Source organism: Streptomyces mangrovi (assembly GCF_900114215.1).
In the GTDB taxonomy this organism is placed as follows: Bacteria; Actinomycetota; Actinomycetes; order Streptomycetales; family Streptomycetaceae; genus Streptomyces; species Streptomyces barkulensis.
The window spans coordinates 208,783-226,344 of sequence record NZ_FOSG01000001.1; the positions used below are offsets into that span (position 1 = coordinate 208,783).

Below are 17,562 nucleotides of genomic sequence, written 5' to 3' on the forward strand. Positions count from 1 at the left end.
AGTGGGCGTGTTCGGTCGTCTTCGATCGTGTCCCGTCGCGGCGCGGTGTGCCACACCGCGCCGGACGCCGTCACGCCGCCGCGTCGAAGCCCGTGTCATGGGCCATCTTCTTCAGTTCGAGCAGGGCGTGCTTCTCGATCTGGCGGATGCGTTCCCTCGTCAGGCCGTGCTGCTTGCCGACCTCGGTCAGCGTGCGCTCGCGCCCGTCCTCGATGCCGTAGCGCGCCCGGATGATGGAGGCTGTCCGGTCGTCGAGCCGGCCGATCATGTCCTCCAGTTCCTCGCGCCGCAGCATCACGAGCACGGAGTCCTCGGGAGAGGTCGCGGAGGTGTCCTCCAGCAGGTCGCCGAACTGCGTCTCGCCCTCGTCGTCCACGGACATGTTCAGGCTGACCGGGTCGCGCGCCCAGTCCAGCACGTCCGTGATGCGCTCGGAGTTGGAGCCCAGCTCCTCGGCGATCTCGGCGGGCTCGGGGTCGCGGCCGTGCTCGCGGTTGAACTCCCGCTGCACACGCCGGATCCGTCCCAGCTCCTCGACCAGGTGGACGGGGAGGCGGATGGTGCGCGACTGGTCGGCGATCGACCGCGTGATGGCCTGGCGGATCCACCATGTCGCGTACGTGGAGAACTTGAAGCCCTTGCGGTAGTCGAACTTCTCCACCGCCCGCACCAGGCCCGCGTTCCCCTCCTGGATCAGGTCCAGCAGCGGCAGGCCGCTGCGGGGGTAGCGCCGCGCGACGGCGACGACCAGACGCAGGTTGGAGCGGATGAAGACATCCTTGGCGCGCTCGCCCTCGGCGGCCACGGCCTCCAGCTCCTCGCGGGTCGCGGTCGCGGCCGGCGAGTCACCCGAGACGGGCTCGGCCTGGCCGTCGAGGATCTGCCGGGCGTACACGCCCGCCTCGATGGCGAGCGAGAGCTCGACCTCCTTCGCCGCGTCCAGCAGCGGGGTGCGGGCGATCTCGTCGAGGTACATGCCGACCAGGTCCCGGTCCGCTACATCCCCTGCAGACGAGGTACGTACAGGTCGTGCCTCGTCAGCGCCGTTGGGGTCGGCCTGACGACGGGCGACGGCACGGGTTGCCATGCGTACTCCCTTGCGAGTCGTGGTCTACAACTGGTCGGTGGCGGTCCAGCCACCCGGCGTCTCCTGGTTCGGGTGCCCGTTCCGATGGAATCAACGACTTCAATCCGGACAGAATTCCCACGGCGCGCATCGTTTTTCCGGATCTTGCGGTATTCTGCGCCGCCACACAGAGGGGGCCCTCCATGACGGAACGCGGGGAAGTCCAGGTCAGAGCAGGCGAGGAAGGCGACCTTCCGGGGCTGACGGACATCTACAACCACTACGTCCGCGAGACCCCCGTCACATTCGACACCGAGCCCCTCACCCCCGAGACCAGACGTCCCTGGCTGCTCTCCCACCCCAAGGACGGCCCGCACCGCCTTCTGGTTGCCCTGGACGCGGAATCCGGCCGCGTCCAGGGCTACGCCACCAGCAGCCCTTTCCGCCCCAAGTCCGCCTACTCCACCTCGGTCGAGGTCAGCGTCTACCTCGCTCCCGACGCGTGCGGGCGGGGCGTCGGCACCCTGCTGTACGAGCACCTCTTCGAAGCCCTCGGCGGCGAGGACGTCCACCGCGCCTACGCGGGCATCGCCCAGCCCAACGAGGCCTCCGTACGTCTCCACGCCCGCTTCGGCTTCCGCCACATCGGCACGTACGGCGAGGTCGGCCGGAAGTTCGGCCGGTACTGGGACGTGGCCTGGTACGAGAGGCCGCTGAACTCCTGAGGCCCCCGGTGTCAGGGGGCACGGCGCCACCCGCCCACGGCGCCCGCCGGACGCCTCCTCCCGTCACCCTCCGGGACCACCGCGCCGCGCCACCGCCGCGCGTCGCCACGCCCGGCGCCGGCCGCCACCGCACAATCCCGGTGGACCCTCCCGAACCGCCTCCCCGTCCCATCTCCCGAAGCCGCCCTCCCGGCCCGGCCCCGCCCCCTCCCCCGCGCCTCATGTCCGCGTCCCGCCAATGGCCCGACCACTGACAGTCCCGCACCCCTCTGGCCGTGGGCCCGACCCGCTGGAACGATGTGGCCGCCACGGCTCCGGCGCACACCCCCACATGCCGTCCCCTCCGCACGCGCACCACCGGCCCCACCCGCTCCGTCCGCCCATGTGAGGAGAGACCCGATGCAGCAGCCCGCGACTCCCAGCCGCAGACAAGCCCTCGCCACCGGTCTGTTCGGTGTCACCGCGGCGCTGACCGCCTCCGCCGCCCTCTCCTCCCCGGCGAACGCCGGCACCGGCCCGGCCGCCGGACGGACCGCCGCCTCCGGCGGCGGCGACCGCGCGCGCACCAGAGCCAGGGCCCGGGCCCTGGTACGCCGCATGTCCCTGGAGGACAAGGTCGGGCAGCTCTTCGTCGTCGAGGTCTACGGACAGGCCGCCGACACCGCGTCCGCGGGCAACCGCACCCTGTACGGCGTGGACACCCCCGCCGAGGTGATCGCCAAGTACCGGCCGGGCGGGGTCATCTACTTCGACGCCCGCCGCGGTCCCGACAACGTCCGCGACCCGCTCCAGACCGCCCGTCTGTCCAACGGCCTCCAGCGCGCCGCGCGCCGCGCCGGCGCCCGCGTGCCGCTGCTGGTCTCCATCGACCAGGAGGGCGGCAGCGTCGTCTACCGCCTCACCGACCCCGCCACCCTCCTGCCCGGGAACATGGCACTGGCGGCGGGCCGGTCCACCGCCGACACCCGGCGCTCGGCCGAGATCATCGGTCTGGAGCTGGCGGCGGTGGGCGTCAACCAGAACTACGCCCCGGTCGCCGACGTCAACGTCAACCCCGAGAACCCGGTCATCGGCGTCCGCTCCTTCGGCTCCGATCCCGCCCTGTGCGCCTCCCTGGTCGACGCATCGGTGAGCGGCTACCACCGCGGCCGGATCGCCTCCGCCGCCAAGCACTTCCCCGGGCACGGCGACACCGACACCGACAGCCACACCGGCCTCCCCCGGATCGACCACACCCGCGAGGAACTGGAGGGCATCGACCTGCCCCCCTTCCGCGCCGCCATCGCGCGCGGCGTCGACACGATCATGACGGCCCACATCGTCGTCCCGGCCCTGGACCCGTCGGGCGTTCCGGCCACCATGTCGCAGCCGATCGTCACCGGGCTGCTGCGCGAGGAGATGGGCTTCGAGGGCCTGATCGTCACCGACGCCCTGGACATGCAGGGCGCCTCGGGCCAGTTCCCGCCGGACGTGGCGCCGGTCCGGGCCCTCATGGCCGGCTGTGACCAGCTCGTCCTGGCGCCGAAGCTGGACACCGCCTACGACGCCGTCCTGGAGGCCGTACGCGGCGGGGAGATCCCCGTCTCCCGCCTGGACGCCTCGGTGGAGCGGATCCTGGCGCACAAGCTCCGCCGGGACCTCTTCCGGCACCCGTACGTGGACGAGCAGCACGCGGTGCGCACCGTCGGCGCCGAGCGCCACAGGGCCGATGCCCAGGCCATCACCGACCGCACCGTCACCCTGGTCAGGAACGAGGGCTCCCTCCTCCCCCTGCCCTCCGGCGCCCGCTCCGTCCTGGTCACCGGCTGGGGGGTGGGCACCACCCGGGCCCTCGCCGACGCCGTCGCCGAGCGGCCCGGCCAGAGCGCCACCGTCCTGGAGACGGGCGCGATCCCCTCCGCGGACCGCATCACCGAAGCGGCCGGCGCGGCGGCGGGCCACGGCCTGGTGATCGTCTCCGTCAACGCGGCCGCGGCGGGCTCGGAGAAGGGCGCCGCCCAGGCGAGGCTGGTCCAGGCCCTGATGGACACCGGCACACCCGTCGTCGCCGTCGCCGTCCGCAACCCGTACGACATCCGCCGCTTCCCCGGCGTCCCCGCCTACCTGGCCACCTACTCCTACGGCGCCCCCTCCCTCCAAGCCGCCGTCCGCACCGCCTACGGCGACCTCTCCCCCGCCGGCCGGCTCCCGGTCGCCGTCCCGGACGCCGACTCCACCGGCACCCTCTACCCCTTCGGACACGGCCTGACGTACTGACCCGCCGGGCACGTTCGGCACGCCTCGCACTCATCCGCTAACCTGTCCTGCGTCACGCCTTCGTAGCTCAGGGGATAGAGCACCGCTCTCCTAAAGCGGGTGTCGCAGGTTCGAATCCTGCCGGGGGCACAGAGCAACACCAGGTCAGAGGCCCTTCCGCCCAGCGGGCGGGAGGGCCTCTGAGCTCGCAGCACACATATGGCACACACGCCGTGCGCGCAGAGGGTGGGGAGCTGCCACGAGATGCCCGCGAAGGACGAGCTGGCCGGGCGCCGGTACGAGAAGCTGGTCGACCACCTTGAGTCGATGATGAGGACTTCCCTCAAGCCGCAGTACGAGGGCTACTACGGCCATCTGGTCCTGGGCCGCGACACGCTTGAGGAGATGGGCGACCTCAAAGATGTCCGGCGCGCAGCACGCGAGGCCGGCCGCCGCCTCGGTTGGAAGCCGGCCACGAGGCTTGTCAGGGGCAGGCTCTTCGTGATCGACGAGCGCGAGGTACCCGAAGAGATCCGGCAGCTCGCCGGGGACGCAGCGGCCGAAGCGATAGACCGAGCACGGCGGGAGCATCGGTGAACCCGGTTCCTCTGCCTGATCCCACCGCAGTGCTGGCCGAGACAGACTGGTGTGCCCTGGAGCACGCCTACGGGTCGGCGGAGGACACTCACGCGCAGCTGATCGCGCTCTTGGACGCAGACCAAGGTGTCCGCTCAAGGGCTCTGGAGCATCTCGACCATGCGGTGCTGCATCAGACCACCCTGTACTCCGCAACGGCACCGGCAGCTCTCTATGTGGCCGGCGTCCTCTCCGACCCGCGTACTGCCGCAACCGTCAACGTGTTGCCGCGCACCTCCCCCGCCCCGTTGCGAGCGGAACTGCTGGACTGGCTGGGCTCGGCCGCCAACGAGGTCACCGACGAGGCCGAATCGATCAGCAGACACCACGGGTTCCCACCCGAGGACTATCCGCCGTTCGGCCGGATCCGCGAGATTCGCCCCGCGCTCTTCGCCGCGGTCTCCGACTGCCTCGGCGACCCCGATCCGCAGGTGCGCGAAGCGGCCATCGCCGCCTGCATTCCGCTCCTCGACGACCCACACCTGCTCAGCCGCCGGACTGATCTGATCCCGCTGTTGAGAGAAACTCTGGTCATAAGCGCACGGTGGCAGTACCGCGACCGGGCGATCGAAGCCCTTGCCGCGTGGGGCGAGGACACCACTGGACTGGAAGTCCGGCGGGATCCGTTCGGATGGTGCGACACCCCGCCCGACCTGTCGACGTCCGGATGGGATCTGTTGCCGGAGGACCGGGATGGCCTCCCCTTCTGACCGACGAGTGCCCCGCTCCTGAGACTCAGCGCCTGCCTCCCTGGGAACAAGGCCGAGCTCCACCGAAGTGGCCGCCATCGGACGGGGCAGTGGATCCGCTCCACGGGCTACTCTCGCCCCGGCACGGATCAGGCACATATCAGGCTGTGGCGTCCTCCAGGATCGCCACCGCCTCGGCGGCCTTGCGGGCCTTCTTCTCTGCCTTCTCCAACTTGCCTCTCGCCTTGGCCAGCTGCTTGGCACGGCGCTTGTGCATCTTCTTCGAGACCTCGTCGAGGCGGTCCGGGAAGAGGTGGCCGTACGTATCCAGCGTCAGTGTCGCGGACTTGTGACCGAGCATGCTCTGAACGACGTTGACGTCCGCGCCGCTGGCGATGGCGAGGGAGGCCGCCGTGTGGCGCAGCTTGTGCGGCGTGAGTCCGAGGTGACCGAGCCCCGCCTTGGTGACGGCTGACGCGAAGAACCGCTGCCGGAAGTTCCGGGCCCGCAGCGGCCCGCCTTGCGGAGCCGTGAACAGGAGCTCAGCCTCGCTCCGCCCGTCGACATGGGGCCTCAGCTCCTCAACCAGGAACCGGGGGATCGGGACGGACCGGCGCTCGTGGTTCTTGGGGGTGTCGAGGTAGAGCTTGCCGTTGTCCTCGACGTACGCCTCGACGATATGGGCACGGCAGGCGTCGAGGTCGACGCGTCCCACCTTCAGTGCGGACGCCTCACCCCAGCGCAGCCCCGTGTAGGCCAGCAGCAGGATGAACACCCGGTAGGCGCCTGCCGCGTCGGCGAGTGCGTCCACCTGTAGGTCATCGAGATAGACGTGGTCGGTGGGGGCTGCCTTCGGGAGGGGCACTCCGACGGCCGGGCTGACGGCCAGACGACGGGACTGGACCGCGTAGCCAAGAACCCGGCTGAGGACGACGTATGCCTTCCGTACCGAGCGAGGGCTGAGCTTCCTGCCTCCCGTCACCTCGCCGGACAGCATGTCGCCGAGCCACTCGGCGATGTCCTCGAAGTGGATGCGGTCCAAGGACGTCGTTCCCCACCGCGGGATCACATGGACATCGAGAACCCCCCGATAGCGATTGCGCGTCGAGCGCTTGAGGTGGATCTGGGCGGCCAGCCAGGAGTCGGCGACCTCGGCGAACTTCACGCGCCCGGCGGCCGGATCCCGATAGGAGCCGTCGGTGAGCCGGGTCTCCAGCCTGGTCCGCTCGGCTTCGGCGTCGGCCTTGCGGGCCACGGTCTTCATCTTCGGCTTGCCATCGGGCCCGTACCAGCGCACGCGGTAGCGGCCGGGCGGCGTACGGCCCGCCTTCCTGGCCGCCGCCACGGCTTGCGCGTACGCCGCGTGCCCGTTGCGATCCTCTATCCAGACTCGCGCCATCAGGCTCCTTCCTCCACGCCGATAACATGACGGCTTTCTGGCGGCTCCAATTCCATGCGGTCAGCAGCCACGACGCATAGCTGTAGCTTGGATTGAGCGAGCTTGGCAAGAGTTGCTTCTTAACATCTACAGAAGTCGCAGGTTCACGTCCCCCTCAGTGCGTGGGCGGCTATTTTGCGCGCTCTGATTACCGTGCTATGTTCCCCGCTGCTCCAGGACAGGCCGAGTGGCGGTAGCACCTGGCCCCTCTCCCATCTGCGTGTTCGCCGTTTCCTCAGGCCGCTGCTGCGACACCTTCGAAGGGGTCGGAAAACGATACGTCTTTTTGGTCCACCGGCGATTCGCCTCTACAGTTATCTGGCCCTGACACCCACATCGGAGGTCTGGGCGAATTCCACCGTAGCCGCCCCGCGAAATCTGCTCGGACAGGAGACTTTTTTGCCCGACCACCTGGATCGATCCCCTGCCTGTGAACGCGGCACGCTCGCGTCTCCCGCCGATGTGGCGGCCTATCTCGGGGTGCCGGTGAAGACGCTGTACCAGTGGAAGTACCGGGGCACCGGCCCGGCGCCACTGAAGGTCGGCCGGCATCTGCGCTACCGCTGGCGTGATGTAGACGCCTGGCTCAACCGGCAGTCGCCGTACAGCCTGACGGCATGACCGCGCGGCGACAGAACAGCCCTCGCCACGTCAACGCCGAGGGCCGCAGCCCCCTCGAGTGATCGCCCGTCCTTGAACGACGACTCGGTGGGGCAGGACCTTGCCCGTCCTGCCCCACCGAGAGAGGAATGCCTATGGAGGACTCTACGTCCCCCACCACAAACGCCGGTCCCCAGATCACCTGGCCCGCGGTCGCCGTCCCGGGCCAGGGAGCGTCCCCGGCCCGTACGCCCCAGACTGAGGCACCGTCCCCGGAGGCGGGGGCCGGCCTTTCTTCTGCCGCAGATCAACGTGGGGACCGTCGCACCGAGGGCTCGGAGAAGGAGCACGGTCCCCGGTCCCCTGGTGGCGGGAACCGTCCCCACTCCTGGTCCCTGCCACAAGGGGACCGGAGAGCACCAGACCGCGGAAACTCGCTGGTAGAAGGCCCGATGACCGGGGACCGTGACGGCGGTCCCCAGAGGACCGCCGCAGGGACCGGTACTCACAGTGCTGAGGCGACGGTCTCCGGTCCCCGGCCCTCACCGGGGACCGCGCTGGGGGGCCGTCGTGGGGACCGTGGTCCCCGTCGGTCCCCGGGGACCGACGGTCCCGTGCAGGGGACCGCGCAGCAGGGGACCTCGGTCCCGGAGGGCGGGTCGGGGACCGGGAACCGAGAGGGGACCGGTCCCCGGGTGTCGGGGGACGGGGCGGTGGTGCTGGATGAGTTGCGGGCGGCGATCGGCCGGTACGTGGTACTGCCGAGCGAGGAGGCGCTGACCGCGGTCACGCTGTGGGTGGCGGCCTCCCACATCCAGCCCGCCCTCCAGCACGCGCCCCGGCTGGCGGTGGTGGGACCGACCAAGGGGTGCGGCAAGTCCCGGGTCCTGGACGTGCTCTACGAGACCGTGCACCAGCCGATGATGACGGTGAACACCTCCCCGGCGGTGGTCTTCCGGGTCATCGGCAAGAACCCGCCCACGCTGCTGGTGGACGAGGCCGACACCATCTTCGGCCCGAAGGCGGGCGAGAAGGAGGACCTGCGCGGTCTGCTGAACGCCGGGCACCAGCGCAACCGGCCCGCCTGGCGGATCTCCGGGCCGGAGCACAAGCCGACCGCATTCCCCACCTTCGCCATGGCCGCGCTGGCCGGGATCGGCGACCTGCCGGACACGATCATGGACCGGGCGGTGGTGCTCCGCATGCAAAAACGCAAGCCCGGCGAGCGGATCGCCCCGTTCCGCTCGCGGTACTCCGCTCCCGAGCTGAACGCGCTGCGCGAGAAGCTGGCCGCTTGGCTGACCCCGCTGCGCGGAACGGCCGCCGCTCTGGTGCCGGCGATGCCGGTGGAGGACCGGGCCGCGGACACCTGGGAGCCGCTGGTGATCGTCGCCGACCTGGCCGGTGGCCACTGGCCCGCGAGCGCGCGGGCCGCTTGCCTGGCGATGACCCGCAACGAGGTGGTCCAGGACGAGCAGACCACGCTGAAGACGCGGTTGCTGCGGGATATCCGCCGTGTCTTCGACCAGGCAGGCGATCCCGAGGCGCTGCGCAGTCAGGACGTGCTCGCCGCCCTCGCCCAAGACGCCGAGGCGCCGTGGGCCGAGTACGGCACCAAGGGCCTGAACGCCTACCACCTGGCCAACCTGCTCCGGGACTTCGGCATCAGCCCGGCCAACCACCGCTTCGAGCAGGGCCGCCAGGCCAAGGCATACGCCCGTAACCAGTTCCTGGACGCCTGGGCCCGCTACTGCCCCGACCCTGCCCAACCGGCCCCTGCGCCCGGGCACGAGGCCGCACGTCCGGCCCGGGGCACGCCGCCCGCTCCTCTGTCCGGATCGCTGCCCATCGGCCCGCCGGGCGGCCCTGCCAGCCCTACGCGCGCCCGCTGACCCACTTCCCCGCCGGGTCCGTCTCGCTCCGTCGCATCCGTCCCCGCGCAGGTCAGCGCGGGGACGGATCTCCTCGCCGCAACGGATCTGTCCGTACCTGCACACCGGTCCGTACCTGTCCTGACCAGCCCTGCGACGGATGCGACGGACGTGACGAAGCCCCACCCCACACGACTTCCGGAGCACCACCATGCCCGACCAGCACCATCAGAGCCTCTCCCAGCAGGAGGCGACCACTGCGGCCACCCGGCCAGCAAGGTATAGCGTTGGACCGTCCAAGGGACGGTCCAACGCGACCTCTTCCGCCCCGGGGGTGGCGGAGGAGGCCGGGCACCAGGGGACGCCCGAGGGAAAGCAGCCCGCCATGCCGCTCGCCGAGTCCGCCGGGTCGCTGCCGCGCGCGGCCGAAGCCGCTGCCCTGCACCGCATCGCCCGTCGCCGCCGACGCCAGGACACCCAGCGCAAGGAGCGCGTCGATGTGCGCTACAGCGCCGAGGAGAAGAACAAGATCGTGGCCAGGGCGAGGTCGTTGAACATCGCCGGTGCCCACCTGGTCGGTGCCGCAGTCATGGCCTATCTCGGCGGCGACCTGACACTGCCCGGCCAACGCACCGCGCTGGACGACTACATCGACGAGTTGACCGCCCTGCGCGAGCAGGTCGCCAAGGTCGGCACCAACGTCAACCAGATCGCCCGCAAGCTCAACTCCGGCGGCCACCCCCACCCTGGGGACACCGCCGCCCTGGCCCAGGCCGAACGCACCCTGACCAGCGTCCGTGCCGCCGTCGGCGAGATCGCGACAGCCGCGAACCAGGCCGTCACCGGGAAGGCGTCCCGGTGATCGCCAAGATCAGCAGCGGCAAGAACACCGCTGGCCTGATCCGCTACCTCTTCGGCCCCGGCCGGGCCAACGAGCACACCGACCCGCATCTGGTCGCCTCCTGGGACGGCTTCGCCCCCGACCCCGGCCGCACCACCGACCCCGCCGCCACCAGGAAGCTCCTGGTGGCCGACCTCGACCTGCGCGTCAAGCAAGCCCGCCGCCTGGGCCGGGCGCCTGAGCGGCACGTGTGGCACTGCTCTCTGCGCGCCGCACCTGAAGACCGCCACCTCACCGATCGGGAGTGGGCTGCCATCGCCCGCCGCGTTGTGGCGGCCACCGGCATCGCGCCACACGGCGACCTGGACGGCTGCCGCTGGGTCGCCGTGCGCCACGCACCCGACCACATCCACATCGCCGCCACCACCGTCCGCGGCGACCTGCGAGAGGCCCGCCACTGGAACGACTATCTCACCGCCGACCGCGAACTGGCGGCGATCGAGGCCGAGTACGGCCTGCGCCAGGTGGTGCGTGGTGACCGCACCGCCGCCAAACGGCCCACCCGGGCTGAGCAGGAGAAGGCCCGCCGCCACGGCCGGCAGAAGACCTCCCGCGAACGCCTGCGCACCACCGTCCGCCAACTGGTCTCCATCGCCACCAGCCCGGAGGAGTTCCTCCACCTCCTCGACGGCGTCGAGGGCGTCCTCGTCGACGTCCAGCACTTCCCTTCCGGCGACGTCCGCGGCTACAAGGTCGCCGCCGAAGGCGACACCAACGCCGCCGGCCAGCCGGTCTGGTTCTCCGGTTCCGCCCTCGCCTCCGACCTGTCCTACCCCAAAATCGCGGAACGCCTCACCGCCATCGAAACCCCACCGGCAATCGAGTCGAGCAGCCTGCGCAGGCCGAACCTCTGGCACCAGGCCACCGCGGCGGCCGAACGCATCCCCCACCACCTCGACCGGGGCCACGACACGGCGGCCCAGGCACACATCGCGGCTTTTGGCGAGGCCCTTGACATGCTTCCGCTTCTCGCCCCCAGACACCTTCGATCGCAGCTTCAGCAGGCTGCCAGCGTGTTCGAACGCGCCTCCCGCTCCCGTATCCGAGCCAAGCAAGGGCAGGCCCGTGCCCTGCGCGGCGCCGTACGCGCGCTGCGAACGGCCCCGATCACCGGTGACGGACTGGCGATGTTCCTCGACGTCGCCGTCCTCGTTGTCATCGCTGCAGCCCGCTGGCACCAGGCTCGCCAGCACGACCAACAGGTTGCCGCCGCTCACCAAGCCCTGGTCCATCTCCAGGCGGCCTACCAGCAGGCTGTGGCTCAATCACTGGCCGCCCTGGCCCAGCACAAGCCACCTGCCCGCACTGTGGAACGCCACGCTCAGCACATACGAGCCGTCCTGCCGAACTACGCGGAGCGGGTCCTCGACGACCCCGCCTGGCCAGCACTGGCCGCTGTTCTCACCCAAGCCGAGACCGTCGGCCACGTCCCCCGGCAGCTCCTCCAGCACGCCGCCCGCCAGCGCGCCCTGGACAACGCCCGCTCCCCCGCCAGGACCCTCACCTGGCGCATCCGACGCCTCGGCACAAGGCCAGCACCCAGCGCACGAGCCCGTGCAGCACAAGCTCGCGCCACAGCACAGCGCTCTGCTGCTCCCGTCCACTCGGCAGCAACCGCTGTGGCCCCGCAACCACCACATGCACAAGGGCGGTGATCACAGCCCTGCGCACCAGGACGTGTCCGTCCTACCCAATTTCGGCTTCCAACAGGTCCAAGACTTCCTCCCATCGGAAGCGATCCGCGCCTCCACCTGCCTTGGGCCGATGCGGCTCGTAGCTGCCGATCAAGCGGCAGGCAGCACCGGGAGCCGCGCAAGCACGCCAGGCCGACACCAACGCCGACGAGAGCGCATATCCGGAACCGACCGCAGCGGCTCAGCTCCCGTGAGTAGGATCACATCCTACCCGTGCGGCCGAGTCAGGCCTCCACGGTGTCTACTTACCCGCTCTCCAGCTCGTGAAGGTGGATGCATGACAACTCCCACCGTCGGGACGTTGCTTCTGCGGAACAGGTACGAAATCACCGGGGGTCCACACGCAGGTGACGGCGAGTCCCAGGTCTGGGAGGCGTTCAGCGACGGCTACACGTACCTGCTCAAGACATGGACATACGAGGGCGAGCAACCGGACCGGGTGCAACGCGCCCTGTGGGACCAGGAACTGCGCACCCTGTACAAGGTCGCGAGCAGCCCGAGGTCGGACGACGCACTGGTCGTACTCAAGGACGCTGGCCTCGACCGGGACCACCAGTGCTTCGTTATGGTCCTGGAGTCACCGGGCTACAAGCGCGTCGCCGACGCGCTGCAGCACCGCGCCCGCTACTCGTGGCTCTCGAACCGCGGGACGGCCACGCGCGAACAGCTGTGGAGCGGCTTATTGCGCGTCGCCACAGGGCTGAACCTGCTGCACGAGCGACAGGTCCTGCACCGGGGCGTGGACCTCGACTCCCTCTTCTTCGACGAGGACCTCGGTGCCGAATCCCTTCGGCTCGGCGGCTTCGAATGGTCCGTCAAACTGGGCCGTCCGGTGGGGACTCAGCCCCCTGCCGGCTGGCCGGTTCCACCGGAGCGCACCACGGGAGGCGTGACTGCCTGGCGTCAGGACGACGACTGGTTCGCCTTCGGCATCCTCTGCGCACGGCTACTGCTCGACCTCGAACGCTTCACCACCAATGCCCCGCGCGAGCGTCACGCACGGGTGCTCAAGACCATCGACACTGCCAAGCATGAGCTGACCGAGGCCGAACGCAAGCTGCTGCTGGACCTCGTCGCCGCAGACCCGCTTGAGCGCCTGACCGCGCCGTACGACATCATCAGTCGGATCCAGGACATCACGCGGGCCCTAGCGAGCCCCCTGCGCACCCAGCAGGAGGACGTGCAGTACGTCCTGGCCCTCGATCTGCGGCGGCCGGAGTTCATCGATCACCTGATGGAGAGCGGACTGCGTGACCACTTGCGGCTCGACCCCATGGGGACATTTATTCCTGGGGATCCGGTCCACCGAAAGGAAGCGTGCGAGTTCGTCCGCCAGGACCTGCAGAAGCCTCTTCTGTACGCCATCCCGGGCAGGCCGTACTTCATCCTTGTCGGCGGCAGGCTCAGCCTGAAGATCACGGCGCACCGAGGGAAAGACGGCACGTCCAGCTGGCAGGTCGCGGACTGCCGGTCCGCCCAGCCACTGCTCTTCAGCGAGGGCGACGACAGCTTCCGCGAACTCCCGCCCGGCCGCGTGTTCGCCTATGCCAGGGACGAGGTGGCCCGCGACCGTACGATCGCGCAGAACGCCACGTCATGGGAGCCCGTGCTGCCGAAGATCGACCGCAGTGCGCAGGTCTCACGCGAACTCAGTCGCTTTCACGAGTTCGTCCGTGTGAGCAACCAGATCGAACTGCTCCTCCTGGACTCACAGATCTTCCCGTACGAGGTCGTCCGCGGCCCGTGGCTGGAGGACGGCGTGGAGTGGGCCATGGTCAAGGAGCGCGCGCGCCCGGAAGGACACGAAGTCTTCGAGGCGTTCCGCGTGGACTTGATCGATTTCCTGCAGAAGGAGGTAAGGGGCAGCGACCGGTCCAAGGTCATCCTGTCGGGAGCCCGCGACGGCGCCCGTTTGAAACTCCCGCCCCGAGACCCCCACTCCGACGACGAGGGCAACGTATGGCAGGTAGATGCCATGGACCAGGCGACCGAGGTCGTCACACTCAGCCGCCCCAGTCTGAGCAAAAGTCGCGTAAAGCTGGAGAAGGAGGGATTCCTCCGCAGCGCTGGCATGCCCGGCCAGATCAGCCTGTTCCAGCGTCGCAAGAAGGCCATCGACGCCCTCGACCAGCACGGATACCTCCTTCGATCGCTGGCCACCCCGAGCCACGTCCGCATGGACACAGGCGCTTCCGAGCTTCCCGTCGTGCTCCCCCACGAACGGGTCGACGAGCCCAAACGGGCCAGCATCGAGGACATCCTCCGAGTGCGGCCCATATATACGCTCCAAGGGCCGCCCGGTACAGGCAAGACCACCCTCGTCGCCTGGCTGCTGCGCGAGATCCTCACGGAGGATCCCGTCGTCCAGGTACTGGTCACGGCCCAGGCCCACGGAGCCGTCGACGTGCTCAGGTCGAAGGTGGGTGAGGCGTTCCAGGACGTGCCCGAAGCCGACAGGCCGCTGCAGATCCGGCTGCGGGGTCCCCACAAGGCCGGAACCACACTGCCGGAGGACGGCGTCGAGGGCGTGGCCAGGCAAGTTCTCCAGCGCAGCATCTCTCAGCTCAGTGCAATGAGTTCCCCCAGCGAAGTTCAGCTCGCCTGGCTGGAGGACGCGAAGGCCATGGTCAGTGAGATCAACATGATGCAGGAGCAGGGGGAGCTCGGCCGCCGCTCGTCGGACTTCGTCGAACTGGTCAAACGCGGCGCGAACCTCACGTACTGCACCACTAGTGCCCACGACTTGGTCGCCCTCGCCGCAGGTCAGGCGTTCGACTGGTCGATCGTCGAGGAGGCGGGCAAGGCGCACGCGTTCGACCTCGCACTACCGCTGCAGGCTGGCCACCGTTGGTTGCTGATCGGCGACCACAAGCAACTGGATCCCTACCGATACGAGGACTACCAGCAGGGAATCGAGAAGCTGGACCCGGTGGCGCAGACCCTCAGCCGCCTCAAAGTAAGGGCGTCCGGCCTGCTTGACCAGGAATGGCTCGACTCGTGGGAACGGCGCAGCCAGACAGACCGGGATGAGTTCCGCGAGTACGCCAAGGAGTGGTTGAGGACCTTCCACCGCCTGTACGAGTACTGCGCCGTGGCCACGGGTACCGACCGTCTCGTCACGGACACCGAAGCGAAGGGAGCGTCTGCGGGGCAGTTGATCGGCCAGCACCGCATGCACCCGGACATCGGCCAGCTCATCTCCGAGGCGTACTACCAGGGGCGACTGGTGAACCGCACCCTGGACAAGAAAGACGAACCGGTGGAGCGCGTGCGTCACGGCTTTCACACCCCGCACGGCATCCGTGACCGGGCCGTGGTCTGGCTCGACGTACCGTGGTGCCGCAACGGCGCCGCCACCCGCGAGGTTGGCCCGAGCAGCGGCCAGTCGCCGTACACCAATCCAGCGGAGGCGCGCGCGCTCGCCAACTTCCTCCGAGCCCTGGGACCAGATGGCGGGTGCCAGGGCAAGCTCGCGGTGTTGGCCCCGTACTCCCGGCAGGTGAGCCTGCTCAGCCAGCAGTTGCGGGGCACGCCCTTGCCTGCCGGACTACAGGTTCAGCTCGGTCTCAAAGCCGAAGCGATCGACGGCAACCGGTTCCCCGCCCACACCGTCGACTCCTTCCAGGGCAACCAGGCGGACGTCGTCGCCATAAGCCTGGTCCGCAACAACGAGGAGGAAATCGGCCGCGGCCTGGGGTTCCTCGACGACCCGGGCCGGATGAACGTGCTCCTCTCGCGGGCGGAGCGCCTGCTGATCCTCGTCGGGTCCTGGGATTTCTTCCTCCACCAGGTGCAGGCAGTACCTCTCGCGGATGAGTCCCAGCCCTTGTGGTCCTTCAAGAAGATCGTCACCTTGCTCGACGAATGGTTCCTGGACGGCAGGGCTGTGCGTATCCCGGCTGACCTCAGGGAGAACTCGTGATCGTCCTCGTACCTGTGAGCATGTTCAGCGTCAACTTCAGCGTGGCCCGGGGCCGCCCGTACAGCCGTCTGGAGCGGCGGGTCTTGGAGGAGATCGCCGCACAGGCTGGTGTCGCCCCCCACCAGGGCGCAACCCTGACCTCGTTGTGCGACACATTCCGGGTCCACGAACGACTAATGGTCGAAGCCCTAGTGACTCTGGTCGGTGCTGGCTGGGTCGCCGTCACCAGCGGCCGGGAAGCCACTTTCGTCCTTACTGACGAAGGGCAGCAGGCGTGCTCGTCGGGAAAGGACCCTGCATCGGTCGTCGTGGCTCCAGCCCCGCCCTGCACAGTTGTCTTCGACCGCACTGCAGGCCAACTGGCCAGGCGCGGTGAAGTACTGACCGTCTCGAAGCAGGAGGCGCGACCGGACCTCAACCCGTCCACTCCCCGGCGCATCCTGCGCAACACGCTGGATGAGTCCCAGATCCAGAAGCTGCTGCCGCGCGCCAGCGGCGAATGGGTGCGCAGCATCGGACGGCCCAGGCTCGTGACATTCAGCCGCTACCTCCCTGTCCGCGTCGACCTCGCCGACCGGGCCATTACGGGACTTCCCCGGAGCTGGCACCAGGCGCTGTCGGCCGAGATCCTGACCGTGGCACAGACCAGGCAGGAGGAGCTGAAGGCCGCCCCGAACCTCCAACCGGCGCCGCAGACCGCCAGGAAGGAATCACCCCTGGTACCGGCTGCGCCGCCCGCTACCGGCCAGGCGCACCGCCCGACACCGCTGAGCATCGCGGGGCGGAGGTCCCCGACCTCCGCGGTCGGGGTCCCAGCACTCCCCCAGACAGACGCCTCTTTCCCCTGGCTGGACGAAGCCGATCCTCTCGGGAACGGCGGTGACGGTTTCACGGAACGATCGGTCAAAGCAGCCTTGTTCTCGGAGTTGTCCGGCGAGGAGTCCCACCAACTCCTGATCACCGAGGCACTGGCCACAGCGGCGAACCACGTCCTGATCGCCTCGCCCACGGTGAATGTGGAGAGCCTGTCGAAGCTCGGCGATGTGATCCAAGCCGCCGTGTCGCGCGGAGTGCGCGTGGATGTCCTTTACGGCGACACGGACGAGGGGACCACCCCGCAGGACGTCGTCGACCTACTGAACCGGATCGGCTACCACGCTGCGCAACGTCTGGGCCGGGATCTCGTGAGACCAGCCAAGGAGCCGACGGGTAGCGGTGCTGGCCTCCTGATCTTCGATGGGAAGGACGGTTACCTCGAAGCGGTCATCGGTGACTACGCGTGGGTCGGGTCGCCGGGCTCAAAGCAGGCACGCTCGGTCCACGTGGGCGGAACCGAGTTCATGGCCCAGGTGGCACGGGCAGCCGCAGGTCTGTGGATGTGGAGCGGTGATCCGGATTCCGCCGACCGCTGGCGGCGCGTGGCGGACCGCTGCCAGGACGACACTGCCGTCTCCGCGGCTCGGGGAGACCGTTTGAAGGATCAGGTCCTCACCGAGCTGATCGTGGACGACGAGCACGCTCAGGTCCCGCAGGGCCCCGAAGACAGCGCCCTGCGGATTGGTGGCGCATGTCGGCACGAGAACGGGTCTGCAGTGGGCATCCGCGGCATCTCGGTGGTGATCCGCCGCCCAGAGGCCTTGGCCACACCATAAGAGTGGTCTCCCGCGCCGCCATCACAGCGGCGGCGCGGCAGCCTCCTGGCGCGGGGTGCCCCGAAAGTCTCGCCGACCTGGTCGGCCGCTACATCGACGCTTGCTAACCCCGCGGCCGTCCACTACAGCGAGC

Annotated in this window: 12 protein-coding genes, 1 tRNA gene and 1 pseudogene; 11 read left to right on the forward strand and 3 right to left on the reverse strand. The window is 69.4% G+C overall.

Features of this window, described 5'->3' with window-relative positions:
• Positions 1–70: 70 nt before the first annotated feature.
• Positions 71–1,087 carry a sigma-70 family RNA polymerase sigma factor gene (locus tag BM237_RS00920; RefSeq protein ID WP_093846716.1) on the reverse strand — a complete coding sequence of 339 codons (1,017 nt, stop codon included), beginning with the start codon at positions 1,085–1,087 and terminating at the stop codon, positions 71–73.
• A gap of 182 nt (positions 1,088–1,269) precedes the next feature.
• On the opposite strand from BM237_RS00920, the gene BM237_RS00925 reads away from it, so the two are divergent.
• From BM237_RS00925 to BM237_RS00945, 5 genes are all read left to right on the forward strand, one after another.
• Complete coding sequence (locus BM237_RS00925; RefSeq protein WP_093846718.1) at positions 1,270–1,791, forward strand: GNAT family N-acetyltransferase; 522 nt, start codon at positions 1,270–1,272, stop codon at positions 1,789–1,791.
• Between the two features lie 399 nt (positions 1,792–2,190).
• The gene (locus tag BM237_RS00930; RefSeq protein ID WP_093846720.1) at positions 2,191–4,047 is read left to right on the forward strand and encodes a glycoside hydrolase family 3 protein; all 1,857 of its coding nucleotides are present in this window, start codon (positions 2,191–2,193) and stop codon (positions 4,045–4,047) included.
• 56 nt (positions 4,048–4,103) lie between these two features.
• A tRNA-Arg gene (locus BM237_RS00935) sits at positions 4,104–4,176 on the forward strand.
• 114 nt (positions 4,177–4,290) lie between these two features.
• Positions 4,291–4,623, forward strand: a complete 333-nt coding sequence (locus tag BM237_RS00940; RefSeq protein ID WP_093847336.1) for a hypothetical protein — start codon at positions 4,291–4,293, stop codon at positions 4,621–4,623.
• Positions 4,620–5,372, forward strand: a complete 753-nt coding sequence (locus BM237_RS00945; RefSeq protein WP_093846722.1) for a hypothetical protein — start codon at positions 4,620–4,622, stop codon at positions 5,370–5,372. Before BM237_RS00940 ends, BM237_RS00945 begins: the two co-directional genes overlap by 4 nt.
• A 139-nt stretch (positions 5,373–5,511) precedes the next feature.
• Here the strand turns inward: BM237_RS00945 and BM237_RS00950 are convergent, their stop codons facing one another.
• Positions 5,512–6,750 carry a tyrosine-type recombinase/integrase gene (locus BM237_RS00950; protein ID WP_175540834.1) on the reverse strand — a complete coding sequence of 413 codons (1,239 nt, stop codon included), beginning with the start codon at positions 6,748–6,750 and terminating at the stop codon, positions 5,512–5,514.
• 438 nt (positions 6,751–7,188) lie between these two features.
• Here BM237_RS00950 and BM237_RS00955 point away from each other — a divergent pair, with 438 nt between their 5' ends.
• The 4 genes from BM237_RS00955 (at position 7,189) to BM237_RS00970 (ending at position 11,816) form a co-directional block, all read left to right on the forward strand.
• A complete protein-coding gene (locus BM237_RS00955) occupies positions 7,189–7,410 on the forward strand; it encodes a helix-turn-helix transcriptional regulator (RefSeq protein ID WP_245793334.1) in 222 nt (73 codons plus the stop codon).
• A 593-nt stretch (positions 7,411–8,003) separates the two neighbouring features.
• Positions 8,004–9,281: a DUF3631 domain-containing protein gene (locus BM237_RS00960; protein ID WP_093846726.1), complete on the forward strand. Its 1,278-nt coding sequence runs from the start codon at positions 8,004–8,006 to the stop codon at positions 9,279–9,281.
• Positions 9,282–9,645: 364 nt separating this feature from the next.
• Positions 9,646–10,122, forward strand: coding sequence for a plasmid mobilization relaxosome protein MobC (gene mobC / locus BM237_RS00965; RefSeq protein WP_425443624.1), 477 nt, complete (start codon positions 9,646–9,648; stop codon positions 10,120–10,122).
• Positions 10,119–11,816, forward strand: coding sequence for a relaxase/mobilization nuclease domain-containing protein (locus BM237_RS00970; protein ID WP_093846730.1), 1,698 nt, complete (start codon positions 10,119–10,121; stop codon positions 11,814–11,816). Before mobC ends, BM237_RS00970 begins: the two co-directional genes overlap by 4 nt.
• 31 nt (positions 11,817–11,847) lie before the next feature.
• Here BM237_RS00970 and BM237_RS29640 read toward each other — a convergent pair.
• A pseudogene (locus BM237_RS29640) lies at positions 11,848–11,949 on the reverse strand (flavoprotein); the annotation flags it as partial.
• Between the two features lie 183 nt (positions 11,950–12,132).
• On the opposite strand from BM237_RS29640, the gene BM237_RS00975 reads away from it, so the two are divergent.
• Positions 12,133–15,777, forward strand: coding sequence for an AAA domain-containing protein (locus BM237_RS00975; protein ID WP_175540836.1), 3,645 nt, complete (start codon positions 12,133–12,135; stop codon positions 15,775–15,777).
• Positions 15,774–17,429, forward strand: a complete 1,656-nt coding sequence (locus tag BM237_RS00980; RefSeq protein ID WP_093846734.1) for a phospholipase D-like domain-containing protein — start codon at positions 15,774–15,776, stop codon at positions 17,427–17,429. The genes BM237_RS00975 and BM237_RS00980 overlap by 4 nt, the downstream gene beginning before the upstream one ends.
• Positions 17,430–17,562: the final 133 nt, after the last annotated feature.